Below are 15,239 nucleotides of genomic sequence, written 5' to 3'. Positions count from 1 at the left end.
TGGGCAGAAAACGGCATTTCGCCGGACAAGCCAAGGCAGAAATGCCCATGCACGAACTCTCGTTAAGCGGTTCCTCGCCAAACGAGCGCACAAACCCGTCCCTGATGCGTCGCTCAGATTGCGGTCCGACACTGCGACCGAAGGTTACGCCGCTTCGGAGTTGCCCGATTTGAAAGAGGCATATACGCCCGAAAGTGAGGGGAACTCGATGCTCGCCTGAGGAATATCCTTCAGCGGACCGAAAACCGGCGTGCGCGCCAGGACCGCTTCGCGCTGTTCCCGGAAATTGGCTGTCAGAAGCTGTATAGGTTTCGCCAGCCCGGGATAACTGCGGGGTTCCAGTACCGGTTTGTATCCGAGGTAGCGACAGTAGAACGCCGTGTGCTCGGCGCGAACCGGGGCCAGGGCCAAGTCGATGTTGTAGAAGATCGACGCGAGGAACGGAATGCGCAACGTCAGGAAGTTCAGCGGAACCCGCTTCTGTCTGGCAGTTGGAGAGATCACGAAACGCGTCGGGTCGAGAATGGTTCGCCTCTTCTTGAGATCATCCAGAAGTTCCGGAAAGACCTCGAGCGTCGGTGATGTCTGGCAAAGTTTCGACACGAGATGCAATCGGACAGCCGACCATATTTTGCCATCCACCCTGACTGCGACATGCACACAATTCTCGGATTCGTCGAACGGGTCGGTCATCCTGTGGTCCGCTCTTGCGGTCACGGCTCCTTCGGCGCGATAGCAAGAGTACCGCAGGCGAAAGACGTCTTCCATGGCGTCGTCGTCGTTCGTCAGAACCTCGTAGCGGGACTGCTCGAGAGCCGCGATGACCTGCTCATTCATGGTTGATCCTTCAAAGCTGCGGTTTCAGGGCGTCGCACGGCACACCAGAAGGTCGCTGTAGCCGCGATAGACAGAGCGCTGGTTGATGATCTCAAAGCCTGCCGCGGTGACGGCCGACGCAATCTCGGCCGCGGTGTGCGTCCAATACGTACCGTCTCGCTGTGCCTTGAAGATGGCCTTGTTCTGCTTGGCGATCTGCCGTCCCTGCCAAAAGATTCTGAGCGCACCGAACAGGCCGTGTTCTTGCCGGATCCTGGAAAACAGAAAATTGCGCCAGTCCCGGACATCCATCGGACGGCCGAGATCGACGAGGTAGAGAATTCCGCCCGGACGCAGCATCCGGCGGATGTCGGCAAGCCGGTGCTCCGGGTCCGGCATAGCGTATAGGGAATGCACACTTATGACGAGATCGGCGCCATCCGGTACTTCGACGCCTTCCAGTCCGACATTCTGGTACGTGACGTTCTTGTGCCCGGACAGTTTCGCCTTTGCGGCCTGCATCATTCCGGGGTCGGGCTCGACGAGGCAGATACTGCTGTCAGCGCACAGGCGCGCCGCGATCTCGGTGTAGTTTCCTGTGCCGCCGCCGACGTCGTAGATGATCTTCGGCGTGTCGGTCCCTGCCAGGAAGTCTTCGAACTCCTGCATTAACGCCTTGTACTCTGGATTGTGCCTCGACAACAGGTCGTAGGCTGTCGCATAGGCGCTCCAATCAGCGTTCGACGCGTGATCAGGACTATTTGTTCCACCAGCACTCAAGACGACCACGTCCTTCCCAAAGCACATGAGACGGCAATTGTGCAGCCTCTAAACTGGGTGCGAAATCAATCGCAGGCCAATATTATCATTAGCAAATTCTTAATATTTCAGATCGACATTGCAACACACCGCGGCGACAAAAGGTTGATTCAACACCTATTGTTTCCACTCGAGGTTAGTTTTGATGCAAATCGGCCACATCACCTGTTCGGTTTAGGGCTCAACTTCGACACACGTGGTGTGCAGGTCGAGGAATACAGGGCGATCAACCCATCAGTGCATTATTGGCCGGCAATCCGTTGGACATCCGCATCTCGGGGCGGTCCCTGAGCCGAACTATGGCCAGGTTAAGGCAAGGGCGTCGAAACGGGAGCAAAAATTTCCCGATTTTGACAAAGAACAACCGAAATCGTCGGCGACAAGCCCCACGAAGCGCTGGAGCGCGATGAACGTGGAGTCTTGATGTTCGTACTGCCCTATACTGACGGCCCGGTCGTTCTGGACCTGGTTGCACATTTCCTTGGTGTCGCGTCACACGACAATGTAAATGCCGCCCCGTCGGGATATACGGCAGGCCGTGGCCTGGTGTCGGACCCGATGGCGGTAAATGCGTGCGGGCCGTTGTTGGTCGAGATACCGCACTTGCGGCCTGCCGCGTGCGCCTCGCAGCGCCCGGCATTTGCGGACGCGTCGCGGGATGCCACGACAATCCCGTGGCCGCTTAAAACTCCTTAAAGTTGTCTTAATTTGGCCGATTTCTCAAGGTCATAACTGTAAGCAGGCGACCAAGGCCGCAACAGTCAGCAACAGGTCCGGGAAATGCGTGACCTGCAAGGAGCAATGGAAATGCATCTACTTGCCGTAGACGATGAACCGACAATCCTCGAGCTGCTTCAGTTGCTCATCCAGACGCTCGGCGACCACACCGTGACCACGGCCACGTCTGTCGCAGAGGCACTGGAACTACTGGACAAGCCAGAGACCCCGGCGATCGATTGTTTCCTCATCGATATCCAGATGCCGGACACCGACGGTATCTCGCTTTGCGGGACGCTCCGCGCGCGCCCCGAGTATCAGCTGACGCCCATCCTGATGCTCACGGCAATGACCGACAAATCCTACATTGACCGGGCCTTCGCGGCGGGGGCCAGCGACTATATCACCAAGCCGTTCGATGTCGACAACCTGCGCGGCCGTATCCAGCTGATCAACGATCTGTCCAAAAGCAGCCGGCAGACCGCCATCAGCGCCAGGTCCAAGGCAGAGCCAGAGCCGCTCGGGGACGGGTCCACGACGCTTGCGCTGCATGAACCGATTTTCGTACAGGACGTGGACGGGTGCATCACGTATCTCGCGCTTGAGAACTACGTGTCGTTGATGTCGAGAAAAAAGCTGTTCGGGTCGTCCATCATCGGGTTCACAATCCGGGACATCGAAGAACTGCACCGGAAATCATCCCGTTACGAATACGAGTGCATCGTGACCGACGTGGCCGAGGCGATATCTGTCGCACTCGAAGAGTTCGGAGCGTTGATTTCCTATGCAGGGAACGGCACCTACCTCTGCGTCCTGGAATACGGATCGCAATTGAGTCCAGATAAGCTGGCGGATCAGGTGAACCTGATCCTGCGCAGCATGGAGCTTTATTCGAACGATGGCACGCCGATCAATGCGTTCGTCTCGGCCGGCGAGCAGGTTCGCCTGGTCTGGAAATCAGGCCAGAGCGCGGTGGACGCGCTGGCCACGGCGCACGAAAGCGCGGAGCGCGAAAGCGGGCGCCACGCTCGCAACCTGGAAGATTTCTGGTACGACAAGGACAGCATGGGGTTCTAGAGACTCCAAGCTATACTGCTCCGAATGTCGCCATGAATCGCTTCGGGTTTTCCTGAAGCTGCCACACGAGCAACCTGTCAGAGCGACGGCAAAAAGCATGCCGAACGGCAAGCGCCCCGAAATCCGTACTGAAAACGCCCTTCTCCGATCAAAACAGACAATCGCTAACGCCGGATCGCGCTATCAGCACCCCTCATCTGCGTCCATTGTGCCATAGGTTCTTTCGGCGATCCCGATGGTTGACAGCTCGCTCTCGATCACTTCCAGGAATTTCGCCTCGGCCTCCGAACGGCGGCGGGCGGGATTGCTCAGCAGGTAGATGCTCACCATCGGCAGATTGTCATAGGGCGGCAACTGCCGGATGTGCCCCGCCGCCACGTCCTGTGCCGCCACGTGCAGCGGCAGCGCACCAATCCCCACATTGGCCATGATCATGCGCCGGATCTCGTTCAGACTCGACGACACGCCGCGCCAGTCGCGCGACAGATTCAGCCGCGCCCGCAGCTTCGAGATCGCCTCCAGAGGGCCACCTTCGGCTTCCGTCTGGAACGCCACGAAAGGCTCCCCCTCCAGATCCTCGGGCCTGATCTCCTCGGCCCCGAACAGCGGATGCCGCGCCCCGCAATACAGCCCGAAATACTCGCGGTAGAGCACCATCGTCATCAGGCTCTTGGGCACGCTCGACAACAGGCATATCCCGAAACTGGCCCGGTTCAGCTTGATCATCGTCTCCACTTCGTCGCTCTCGTAGACGGTGAAGGAATAGGTCACGCTGGGATGCGCCTGGGCAAATCGGTTCAGGATGCTGTCGAAATGCTCCGAGATGACCGAACTGGTGATCGCGATAGAAAGATGCCCGCGCAACTCGGCATTGTCCTCGTCCAGGATCGCGGGGATCTGCGACACCGTACCGAAGATCGTGGCGCATTCGGTATAAAGCACCTGCCCGGCCCGCGTGATGGTGAACTCGTTGGGCTTGCGGATCACCAGCGTCTTGCCGATCGCCTGCTCCAGCCGCTTCAGCGCCGCCGACACCGTGGGCTGTTTCAGGCCCAGATGGGTCGCGGCCTTCGAGATGCCCCGCTGCTCGACCACCACCATGAAGGTGCGCAACAGGTTCCAGTCCAGGTTCCAGGGAAAGCGGGGGCGCTGCGGCAAGCTCATAGATTTCACCTATAATCAGGATGCTTATTATTTATTTGCGCGATAGCCGCCCTCATGCAAGGCTTTTGCAGGAGCGGTGCAATCCGCCGGTGCTGCACGGGCGAAAGACCCGCCACTTAAAACCAACATGGAGAGACATATGACATTCCGCCGAACCGTTCTGAAATCCGCTGTCGTGGCCATGGGCCTTGCCGTGGCCGGCCTCGCGCCCGCTGCCGCGGAAGAACTTGAAACCCTTAAGGAAAAGGGTGTCATCCGCATCGCGATGTCCGGCGCCTACCCGCCGTTCAACTTCGTCAACGACCAGAACGAGGTGGTGGGCTTCGACCCCGCCATCGGCACCGAGATCGCCAAGCGCATGGGACTCGAGGCCGAGATCGTCACCACCGCGTGGGATGGAATCATCGGCGGGCTGCTTTCCAACAAGTACGACGCCATCGTCGGCTCCATGACCATCACCGACGAACGGGACGAGGTCGTGGATTTCGTCGGCCCCTACTATTCCGACAAGCGCGCCATCTTCACCCAGCCCGGCTCGGGCATCTCCAGCCTCGAGGACCTCGAAGGCAAGAAGGTCGGCCTGACCTTGGGTGAAACGCACGAGGACTGGGCGCGCGAGCGCGGCTACAACGTCAGCACCTACAAGGGCCTGCCCGAACTGCTGCTGGAGCTCGAGAATGGCCGCGTCGACGCCATCGTGAACGACTCCATCGCCGCCATCCTCGCCATGGGCGAGAAAGGCCAGGAATACGAGATGTTCGCCGATCCCACGACCGACCCCTTCGGCGCGGGCATCGCCATCCGCGAAGGCAGCCCCGAACTCGCCGCCGCCATGCAGGAGGCGCTCGATTCCATGATGGAAGACGGCACCTATCTCGAACTCGCTGAAAAGTGGGTCGGCGCAGATATCCGCTAAACCTTTTCGCCCCGCCGCCATCGCAGGGTGGCGGGGCCTTCCGGGAACCTGATCCCCGATCGGACCGGCTGACGGCCCGCGCGCACTGCGCCTTGCCGCCGTCCCGTCCAAGCACGTACTCGATCTCGCCGGACAAGAGCCCCGTGCATGCCCCGGCCCCGCGATCTGCCAGAAGGACACGCCATGGACATAGAGTTGATGCAAAGGGTCTACCCGTTCTTCCTGCAAGCCGCGTGGGTGACGATCCAGCTGTCTGTCCTGACGGCCTTGCTCGGCCTCACTTGCGGCGCGCTTGGCGCGGCGATGCGGCTCTCGCGCCTCGCGGTCTTCCGCTTCATCGGCGCGGCGTATGTCAGCGTCTTTCGCGGCACGCCCGCGCTCATCCAGCTTTTCATCCTCTATTTCGGCGGGCCCCAGGTCGGCATCCAGCTCGACGCGTTCGAGGCCGGAGTCATCGGCCTTGGCGTCAATGTCGGCGCCTACATGACCGAAACCATCCGCGGCGCGATCATCTCGATCCCCAAGGGCCAGCGCGAGGCCGCCCGCACCCTCGGCCTCAGCCGGTGGCAGACATTCTACAACGCCATCCTGCCCCAAGCCGCCCGCCTGATGGTCCGCCCGCTGGGCGTGAACCTCAACATGCTGATCAAGTCCACCGCGCTCGTGGCCGCCATCTCGGTGGTCGAACTCACCTACACCGCGCAGCGCTACATCGGCTCCACCTACAAACCGTTCGAGATGTTCCTCCTCGCGGGCATTCTCTACATGATCATCATCTACGCCACCGGCCGGGCCGTCGCCTGGCTGGACCGCCGCGTCCAGATCAACTGATCGGAAAGGAAAACCAGAATGGGCCTCGACTTTACGGTTGTTCCGGAACATCTCGACGTGATCCTGCTGGGGTGTCTGTGGACGATCTTCATCGCCGTCGCCGCCGCGCTCGTCAGCTTCTTCGGCGGGATCATTTTCGCGGTTATCGCGCTATACGCGCCGTGGATCATCCGCCAGCCCTTCCGCCTGATCGAATGGGTCTTCATGGGCACGCCGCTTCTGCTGCAGCTCTTCCTGATCTATTTTGGCCTCGTGCAGATCGGCATTGACCTGCCCGCCTTCGTCGCCGGCATCATCGGGCTTGGCCTGCACTTCGCAGTCTACAATTCCGAACTTATCCAGACCGCCATCCTGTCCGTCGACAAGGGCCAGATGGAGGCCGCCCGCACCGTCGGCCTCAGCCGTGGCCAGGCGCTGCGCAAGGTGGTCATCCCGCAGGCCGTGCGCGACGTGATCCCCCCCATCGGCAACAACATGATCGCGCTTCTGAAGGACAGCGCGCTGGTGTCGGTGATCGGGGTCAGCGAACTGACCCTCTCGGCGCAACGCGTGATCGGTGCCACCTACAGACCGTTCGAGTTCTACCTCGTCGCCGCCGCCTTCTACTACGTCATCAACCTCTGCATGGAATGGGTGCAGCGCCGCATCGAGCGCCGCATCGCAATCTCGCGCTGATCGTCAGGAGACAGACCATGACCGACACCGAACATTTCGTCGAAATCAAGCACGCCCAGAAATCCTTCGGCAAGCTTGAGGTTCTCAAGGACATCAGCCTCAACGTCGCCCGCGGCCAGATCGTGGCGATCATCGGCCCGTCGGGCTCGGGCAAGTCCACGCTGCTGCGAGCCATCAACGACCTCGACGCGCTGACGGGGGGCGAGATATGGCTCGACGGCGTCCAGGTAAACAAGGACCTGCCCTACCGCCAATACGAAAAGCACATCAACCAGATGCGCCAGGACATCGGCATGGTCTTCCAGCACTTCAACCTTTTCCCGCACATGACCGCCCGCGACAACGTCACCATGGCGCCCAAGCTGCTCAAGGGTCTCAGCAAGGCCGACGCCGACAAACTGGCCGAGGAACAGCTCGACAAGGTCGGGATGCTGGAACGGATCGACTATTACCCCTCGCAGCTTTCTGGCGGCCAGAAACAGCGCGTCGCGATCGCCCGTGCCCTCGCCATGAAGCCCAAGCTGATGCTTTTCGACGAGGCCACCTCCGCCCTCGACCCCGAACTGGTGGACGAGGTGAACCAGGTCATGAAAAAGCTGGCCGAGGAACACATGACCATGATCATCGTCACACACGAGATGGATTTCGCCGCCTCCGTCTGTGACCGCGTGCTCTTCATGGACAAGGGCGTGGTGGTCGAGGAAGGCCCGCCCAGCGTCGTCTTCAAGAACCCTACCAAGGAACGCACCCGCGAATTTCTTCGCAAACACCTCGCAGGCGCCAAGTGACCGACAACACGTCCTATCTCTTCTACCAGTCGCGCAACCCGCGACCGTTCCTCGACCACGGCGAGGGCATCTACCTGATCGACGAGGCCGGCAAGCGGTACATCGACGGCTCGTCGGGCGCAATGGTGTCCAATATCGGCCACTCCAACCCGCGCGTGCTGGCCAAAATGAAGGCGCAGATGGACAAGGCCACCTTCGGCTACCGCCTGCATTTCCGCACCCACCCGTCCGAGGATCTGGCCGCGAAAACCTTCGCCATGACGCCCGAGGGGCTGGACCGCGTGTTCTTCGTCTCCGGCGGGTCCGAGGCGGTGGAAAGTGCGCTGAAACTGGCCCGTCAATACGCCCTGACCCAAGGCCATAACGACCGCTACAAGGTCATCTCGCGCTTTCCCTCCTACCATGGCTGCACTTTCGGCGCGCTCGACCTCACCGGCTACGCGCCCCTGCGCGACCCCTTCGCTCCGATGATGAGCGAGATGCCCAAGGTCGCCGCCCCCACCACCTATCTAGACCGCGACAACCTGACGGAAGAGGCGCGCGGCCTGAAATACGCAGACCTCCTGCGCGACAAGATCATCGCCGAGGGTCCCGACACCGTGCTGGCCTTCATCATGGAACCCGTCGGCGGTGCCTCCACTGGCGCGCTCGTCGCGCCCGACAGCTATTATGGCCGCGTCCGCGAGATCTGCGACGAGTTCGGCGTGCTCCTGATCTATGACGAGGTCATGACCGGCGCGGGCCGCACGGGCAAATTCCTCGCTGCCGAACACTGGGGCATCACCCCCGATATCGTCGCCATGTCCAAGGGCTTCGGCGCGGGCTACGCACCCCTCGGCGCGATGGTCGCGGGTCGCCTCCTTGTCGATCCGGTGCTGGATGCGGGCGGCTTCGCCCACGGCTTCACCTATGCCGGCAACCCTTTGGCCTGCGCCGCCGGTCTGGCGGTGCTGGAAGAGATGGAGGAACACGACCTCATCGACAACGCCGCCCGCATGGGCGACGTCCTGATGACCGAATTGCGCGCCCTGATGGACCGCTATCCCTTCATCGGCGACGTGCGTGGCAAGGGGCTGCTCACAGCCTTCGAATTCGTCTCCGACCGCACCACGATGGAACCGCTCGACCCTGCGCTCAACGCCCATGACCGCCTCGTCGAACTGGCCTACGAACGCGGCCTCATTATCTATTCCCGCCGCACCCGCGGCGGCACCAAGGGCGACCATTTCCTCGTCGCCCCGCCCCTCATCATCACCGAGGCGCAAATCGCCGAAATGATGGCAATCCTCCGCGACGCCCTCGACGCCTTCGCGCGTGAGATCGGCCTGCCGGTGGAGAGCGCGGCATGAGGCTCCCCGACAAGCGAACCTCCATCGAGGCCGTCATCGCCCACATCAAGGACGGCGACAGTATAATGGTCGGCGGCTTCGGCGTCCCCGGCACGCCCATGACCCTGATCCGCGCGCTGGTGGCCCACGGCGCGCGCGACCTGACGCTCATCAAGAACGACGCCAACGAGCCCGGCATGGGCATCGATCACCTGCTGCAAAGCGGGCAGGTCAAACGCCTCATCACCACGCATCTGGGTCTCAACAGCCACGCCATCGGCCTGATGAATTCCGGCGCGCTCGAGGTCGAGTTCAACGCGCAAGGCATCCTGGCTGAGCGTATCCGCGCAGGCGGCGCGGGCATCGGTGCGATCCTCAGCGATATCGGAATCGACACCGAACTGGCCCGCGGCAAGCAGGTGGTCGAGATGAACGGCACCCCCTACCTGGTCGAGCCGGCCTTGCGCGCCGACGTGGCCCTGATCCACGCCGACACCGCCGACCCCTTCGGCAACCTCGCCTATGTCGCCACGGCGCAGAATTTCAACCCGCTCATGGCCATGGCCGCGCCACTTGTGATCGCGGAGGCCGAGCGCGTCGTGCCGCTGGGAGAACTTGATCCCAACACCGTCCACACCCCCGGCGTCTTCGTCGATCACGTCACGGAACTGCCCGAGATTACAGAGGATTACGCCGTTGTCCGACGCTAGGGATCGCATGGTCGCCCGCGCCGCGCGCGAGATTGCACCGGGCATGGTCGTCAACCTCGGGATCGGCCTGCCGACGAAGGTCGTGAACCACCTGCCCGCCGATTTCCCAGTCTGCCTGCACACGGAAAACGGCATGACCGGGATCGGGCCGGCGCTCTCGCCCGACCGCGCCGACCGCAACCTGATCGACGCGGGCGGGGCCTACGTCACGCCCGTGCCCGGCTCGGCCTTCTTCGACAGCGCCACCAGCTTTGCCGTGGTCCGCTCGGGTCGGCTCGACCTCACCATGCTGGGCGCCTTCGAGGTCAGCGAGACCGGCGACCTCGCCAACTGGAAAATCCCCGGCAAGTTCAGCCCCGGCGCGGGCGGCGGCATCGAACTCGCGCAGAAAGCCCGCCGCGTCGCCGTCCTGACCACCCACACCGACCGCGCCGGAAACCCCAAGCTAAAGCAGACCTGCGCCCTGCCTCTCTCGGCCAGCGCCTGCGTCACCCGCATCTTCACCGATCTTGCCGTGATCGACGTCACTCCCGACGGGTTCGCCCTGACCGAACTTGCCGAAGGCACCAGCCCCGAGGACGTGCAACGCGCCACCGATGCGCCTCTTTCAATTCCCGACGCCCCCATTCCGACTTTCTGAGCCGCCTTAATGACCGAAGACCTCAAAACCCGCCTCTGTGCCGCCGTCGATGCCGGTTTCGACCGGCAAGTCGCGTTCCTGAGCGAGCTCACGTCCCACCCCTCCACACGCGGCAATGAACAATCCGCGCAAGACTTCATGGCGACCGAACTGACCACGCGCGGGTATCCGGTTGACCGCTGGCAGATCGACATCGCCGACATCCAGAACCTCCCCGGCTTCTCTCCCGTCCTCACCCCCTACGAGAACGCCGTGAACGTCGTCGCCACGCATCGCTCCAAAACCTCCAAGGGCCGCTCCCTCATCCTCAACGGCCATATCGACGTGGTCCCCGCCGGCCCGCTCGACATGTGGGACAGCTCCCCGTTCGAGCCGCATGTGGCTGACGGCTGGCTCTACGGCCGTGGCGGCGGTGACATGAAGGCGGGCCTCGCCTCCAACCTCTTCGCGCTCGATGCGCTCACCGCCTGCGGCCTCGCCCCGGCGGCGGACGTCCACTTCCAATCCGTCGTCGAGGAGGAATGCACCGGCAACGGTGCACTGGCCTGCCTCGCCCGGGGATACACCGCCGACGCCGCCCTCATCCCCGAACCTTTCGCCGAACAACTTGTCAGCGCTCAGCTTGGCGTCCTGTGGCTCCAGGTCCACCTCAAGGGCCTGCCCACCCATGTTGCCTATGCCGGCACCGGCGCCAACGCGATCGAGGCGGCCTTCCCGCTGATCCAGACCCTGCACGACATGGAACACCGCTGGAACGCGGCTGAGAACCGCCCGCCCGAATATGCCCACATGGACCACGCGCTCAACCTCAACATCGGCAAGTTCCAGGGCGGCGACTGGACCAGCTCCGTCCCCGCCTGGGCCGTCTTCGATGTGCGCATGGGGCTTTTCCCCGGTCAATCCCTCGACGCCGCCAAACAGGAGATCGAGCAGGTCATCCGTGACGCCGCGCAGCAAAACGCCTTCCTGCGCAACTCCCTGCCCGAGATCGTCTATCACGGCTTTCACGCCGAAGGTTACGCGCTCTCTCGCGACAGCTCGCAGACCGCCACCAATGCCGTCGCATCACTCGAAACCGCCCACCGAACCGTCACCGGCGAGGCGCTCACCCGCGAGCCGATCACCGCCACCACCGACGCGCGCTTCTTTGGCCTTTATGCCGATACGCCCGCGCTGGTCTACGGCCCCCGGGCCGAGGCGATCCACGGCTTCAATGAACGGGTCGAATTGGACAGCCTCCGCCGCGTCACGAAAGCCACCGCGCTTTTCATCGCCGACTGGTGCGGCACGGAGGAGTCCTGAGCCATGCGCACCGCCGTCATCGTCTCCACCGCCCGCACCCCCATCGGCAAGGCCTATCGCGGCGCCTTCAACAACCTCACGGCCCCCAGCCTCGCCGCGCCCGCCGTCCGCGCCGCACTCGAACGCGCCGGGCTTGAAGGCGACGAGGTCGAGGACGCCATCTTCGGCTCCGCCCTCACTCAGGGCACCTCCGGCGTAAACGTCGCCCGTCACATCGCGCAGGCGGCACATCTGCCCGACAGCGTCGCAGGCGCCACGATCGACCGCCAATGCGCCTCGGGCCTCAACGCGCTGGCCATCGCCACCCACATCGTCCAAGCCGAGGGCGTAGACGTCGCCCTCGCCGGTGGCCTCGACAGCATCTCACTCGTCCAGAACGACCACTGGAACGCCCACCGCTACCGCGACCCCGCCGTGCCCGACAGTTACTACATGGCCATGCTGGATACGGCAGAGGTCGTCGCCGCCCGCTACGGCGTCACCCGCGAGGCGCAGGACGCCTACGCCCTGCAAAGCCAGCAGCGCACCGCGCAGGCACAAGACACCGGCCTTTTCGCAGACGAGATCATCCCCGTCGAGGCGACCAAGCTGGTCACCGACAAGACCACGAAAGAAACACACGAAGAGCCCGTCCGGATCGAGCAAGACGAATGCAACCGCCCCGGCACCACCGCCGAAGGGCTGGCCAACCTTCAGCCCGTGCGCGGCCCGGACAAAATCGTCACCGCCGGCAATGCCAGCCAGCTCTCCGACGGCGCCGCCGCCCTCGTCGTCATGTCCGAAGCCGAAGCGTCGCGCCGCAACCTCAGCCCACTTGGCGCGCTACGCGGCTTCACCGTCGCCGGTGTCGCGCCGCAGGAGATGGGCATCGGCCCCGTCCACGCAATCCCCCGGCTGCTCGACCGCGCGGGCCTCACCCAAAGCGACATCGACCTCTGGGAAATCAACGAGGCCTTCGCCGCCCAGCTTCTATATTGCCGCGACACGCTGGGCATCGCGGACGACAAACTCAACGTCAACGGCGGTGCCATCTCCATCGGCCATCCCTACGGCATGTCCGGCGCCCGCATGGCAGGGCATATCCTGCTCGAAGGCCGCCGCCGCGGCGCCAAGTGGGGCGTTGTCTCGATGTGCGTCGGCGGCGGCCAGGGCGCCGCCGGACTTCTGGAAATCTTCTGAGGCTCCCATGATCACGCTTCCCTCCAACCAGATCGCCTATCTCACGGCCCTGCGCCATGACCTGCACTGCCGCCCCGAAGTGTCGGGCGACGAGGTCGAGACTGCCAGGCGCATCACGCGCGAACTCACCGCCCTCGGGGCCGACCGCATCTGGCAAGGCCTCGGCGGCCACGGCGTCGCCGCCGAATTCACTGGCCGCGCCCCTGGCCCCACCGTCCTTCTGCGCTGCGAACTCGACGGTCTGCCCATCCGAGAAATCAACACCATCGCCCATGCCTCTCAGATCGACGGCAAGGGCCACCTCTGCGGCCATGACGGCCACATGGCCACCCTGCTGGGCGTCGCTATGCGCCTTGCCACCCGGCCTGCCAAGGGCCGCATCGTCCTGCTCTTCCAACCGGCCGAGGAAACCGGCGCGGGCGCTCAAGCTGTGATCGAAGACCCGCAATGGCCCGAGATCCGCCCGGATTATGCCTTCGCCTACCACAATGTCCCCGGCCGCCCGCTGGGAGAGATCGGCCTTCGCTCCGGCCCCGCCAACTGCGCCTCGCGCGGGATGCAGATCCTGCTGACCGGCAAAAGCTCTCACGCCGCGGCCCCCGAGGACGGCCTGTCCCCCGGCCCGGCCATGGCAACCCTTATGACCGCCCTGCCCGCCCTCAGCCGCGGCACGATCGCCGACGCCGATTTCACCCTCGCCACCCTCACCCATGCCAACCTTGGCGAGCCCGCCTTCGGCATCGCCCCCGCCGATGGCGAGCTGCGCGTCACCCTGCGCACCATGACCAACGAGGGGATGGACGCGCTGATAAACACCGCCTTGCACAAGGTTGCCCAGGCGCAGGGCGAGCTTGTCACCGACATCCACTGGCACGACGTCTTTCGCGGGGTGGTCAACGACGCGGACACCACCGACATCGCCCGCCGCGTGGCCCACGACCTCGGGCATGAGGTCGTCGAGATGGCCACGCCCATGCGCTGGTCCGAGGATTTCGGGCGTATCGGCGATGACGGCGCGAAGGCCGCAATGCTCTATGTCGGCGCGGGCACGGACATGCCCCAGCTACACAATCCCGATTATGACTTCCCCGACGCACTCCTGCCCGTCGTGATCGACCAGTTCACCGGCATCGTCGATCACATCCTGGGCTTGCCCGACACATGACCGACCCCGCGATCCCCGACGCCTGGTGCGAGGTGCATCGCGACCGGATCGACGCCAACATCCGCATTGCGCTTGGCCTCGTCCCCAAGAGCCGACGCTTCTGCGCCGTGCTGAAGGCCGACGCCTATGGCCACGGCATCGCCAACGTCGTCCCGCTGGTCCGCGCCCATGGCATCGACTGCATCGCCATCACCTCGAACGCCGAGGCCCGCGCGGTTCGCGACGCAGGCTACACCGGCCAGCTCATCCGCCTACGCGCTGCCACGCCGGTTGAGGCCCGCGCGGCCCTGCCCGACAAGGTCGAGGAACAGGTCGGCACGGTCGAGGCCGCCGAAAACCTGGCTGCACTTAGGAACTCCGGTGCCCCCGTCCGCGCCCACCTGTCTCTCAACGCCTTGGGCATGTCCCGCGACGGTCTGGAAATCGAAACCGAGAACGGCCGCGCTGCCTGCCGCGCCATCCTCGACCACCTGGGCGACAGCGTCACCGCCATAACCAGCCATTTTCCCAGCAACGCGCCGGACGATCTGCGTGCCAGCGCCGCGCTCTTTCAAAAGCACGCCGACTGGGTCCTGCACCAAGGCAGCCTCTCGCGCGACAGCACTCTCATCCATGCCGGCAGCTCGCTCACTCTCGTCTCCGATGAACCCGTCAAGACCGACATGTACCGCTGCGGAGCCGTTCTCTATGGCATCCTAAAGCCCGAATGGGGCTTTCAGACCACGATGGACCTGAAAACCCGCGTCGTCAGCCTTGGCGATTACCCGGCAGGCGCGACCGTGGGCTACGACCGCACCTTCGTTCTGGATACCCCCCGCCGCCTGGCCTGCCTCTCCATCGGCTACGCCAACGGTGTCCGCCGCGCTGGTCAGAACAGCGGCACGGCCCTGATCGGCGGGCACGAGGCGCCGATTCTGGGCCGCATCTCCATGAACACCACCGTGGCCGACGTCACGGGCCTCGGTGACATTTCCATCGGCGAGCCGGCGGTGATCTTCGGCGGATCGCGCGATACGCGCAGCTCGCTGGAAAACGCAGAAGCGCAGTTCGGCACCATCATCGCCGATCTCTACACCGACTGGGGCCTGAGCAATCACCGGATCGTCCGGTAA

At 63.6% G+C, this 15,239-nt stretch carries 15 protein-coding genes; 12 read left to right on the top strand and 3 right to left on the bottom strand.

Going from position 1 to position 15,239, the window contains the following annotated elements; all coding sequences use genetic code 11:
* Positions 1 to 144 precede the first annotated feature (144 nt).
* Both RBB18_RS09480 and RBB18_RS09475 read right to left on the bottom strand, forming a co-directional pair.
* On the bottom strand, positions 145 to 837 hold the full coding sequence (locus tag RBB18_RS09480; RefSeq protein ID WP_103761731.1) for a GNAT family N-acyltransferase: 693 nt from the start codon (positions 835 to 837) through the stop codon (positions 145 to 147).
* 24 nt (positions 838 to 861) lie between these two features.
* Positions 862 to 1,485, bottom strand: coding sequence for a class I SAM-dependent methyltransferase (locus RBB18_RS09475; RefSeq protein WP_245890385.1), 624 nt, complete (start codon positions 1,483 to 1,485; stop codon positions 862 to 864).
* Between the two features lie 957 nt (positions 1,486 to 2,442).
* On the opposite strand from RBB18_RS09475, the gene RBB18_RS09470 reads away from it, so the two are divergent.
* Positions 2,443 to 3,429 carry a response regulator gene (locus tag RBB18_RS09470; RefSeq protein WP_170067108.1) on the top strand — a complete coding sequence of 329 codons (987 nt, stop codon included), beginning with the start codon at positions 2,443 to 2,445 and terminating at the stop codon, positions 3,427 to 3,429.
* 183 nt (positions 3,430 to 3,612) lie between these two features.
* Here RBB18_RS09470 and RBB18_RS09465 read toward each other — a convergent pair whose 3' ends face one another.
* Positions 3,613 to 4,593 carry a LysR family transcriptional regulator gene (locus tag RBB18_RS09465; RefSeq protein WP_306110972.1) on the bottom strand — a complete coding sequence of 327 codons (981 nt, stop codon included), beginning with the start codon at positions 4,591 to 4,593 and terminating at the stop codon, positions 3,613 to 3,615.
* A 139-nt stretch (positions 4,594 to 4,732) separates the two neighbouring features.
* On the opposite strand from RBB18_RS09465, the gene RBB18_RS09460 reads away from it, so the two are divergent.
* The 11 genes from RBB18_RS09460 (at position 4,733) to RBB18_RS09410 (ending at position 15,239) form a co-directional block, all read left to right on the top strand.
* A complete protein-coding gene (locus RBB18_RS09460) occupies positions 4,733 to 5,509 on the top strand; it encodes a transporter substrate-binding domain-containing protein (RefSeq protein ID WP_103761736.1) in 777 nt (258 codons plus the stop codon).
* A gap of 183 nt (positions 5,510 to 5,692) precedes the next feature.
* Positions 5,693 to 6,340, top strand: coding sequence for an amino acid ABC transporter permease (locus RBB18_RS09455; protein ID WP_103761737.1), 648 nt, complete (start codon positions 5,693 to 5,695; stop codon positions 6,338 to 6,340).
* 18 nt (positions 6,341 to 6,358) lie between these two features.
* On the top strand, positions 6,359 to 7,015 hold the full coding sequence (locus tag RBB18_RS09450) for an amino acid ABC transporter permease (RefSeq protein ID WP_057792607.1): 657 nt from the start codon (positions 6,359 to 6,361) through the stop codon (positions 7,013 to 7,015).
* A 17-nt stretch (positions 7,016 to 7,032) separates the two neighbouring features.
* Positions 7,033 to 7,803, top strand: a complete 771-nt coding sequence (locus RBB18_RS09445; RefSeq protein ID WP_103761738.1) for an amino acid ABC transporter ATP-binding protein — start codon at positions 7,033 to 7,035, stop codon at positions 7,801 to 7,803.
* Entirely contained in the window at positions 7,800 to 9,152 is a 1,353-nt protein-coding gene (locus RBB18_RS09440; protein WP_306110971.1) for an aspartate aminotransferase family protein, read from the top strand. Before RBB18_RS09445 ends, RBB18_RS09440 begins: the two co-directional genes overlap by 4 nt.
* Positions 9,149 to 9,841, top strand: a complete 693-nt coding sequence (locus tag RBB18_RS09435; RefSeq protein WP_103761740.1) for a CoA transferase subunit A — start codon at positions 9,149 to 9,151, stop codon at positions 9,839 to 9,841. Before RBB18_RS09440 ends, RBB18_RS09435 begins: the two co-directional genes overlap by 4 nt.
* Positions 9,828 to 10,481, top strand: coding sequence for a 3-oxoacid CoA-transferase subunit B (locus RBB18_RS09430; protein WP_245890386.1), 654 nt, complete (start codon positions 9,828 to 9,830; stop codon positions 10,479 to 10,481). Before RBB18_RS09435 ends, RBB18_RS09430 begins: the two co-directional genes overlap by 14 nt.
* Before the next feature lie 9 nt (positions 10,482 to 10,490).
* Complete coding sequence (locus RBB18_RS09425; RefSeq protein ID WP_306110970.1) at positions 10,491 to 11,783, top strand: ArgE/DapE family deacylase; 1,293 nt, start codon at positions 10,491 to 10,493, stop codon at positions 11,781 to 11,783.
* A 3-nt stretch (positions 11,784 to 11,786) separates the two neighbouring features.
* Positions 11,787 to 12,962 (top strand): thiolase family protein, encoded by a 1,176-nt coding sequence (locus tag RBB18_RS09420; RefSeq protein ID WP_306110969.1) that lies wholly within the window; start codon positions 11,787 to 11,789, stop codon positions 12,960 to 12,962.
* Between the two features lie 7 nt (positions 12,963 to 12,969).
* Entirely contained in the window at positions 12,970 to 14,127 is a 1,158-nt protein-coding gene (locus tag RBB18_RS09415) for an amidohydrolase (RefSeq protein ID WP_103761744.1), read from the top strand.
* Positions 14,124 to 15,239: an alanine racemase gene (locus RBB18_RS09410; protein WP_103761745.1), complete on the top strand. Its 1,116-nt coding sequence runs from the start codon at positions 14,124 to 14,126 to the stop codon at positions 15,237 to 15,239. Before RBB18_RS09415 ends, RBB18_RS09410 begins: the two co-directional genes overlap by 4 nt.

The sequence above is a fragment of the Roseovarius sp. MMSF_3298 genome, assembly GCF_030733705.1.
GTDB classification, from domain to species: domain Bacteria; phylum Pseudomonadota; class Alphaproteobacteria; order Rhodobacterales; family Rhodobacteraceae; genus Roseovarius; species Roseovarius confluentis.
This window is presented reverse-complemented; position numbering and strand designations above follow the sequence as displayed.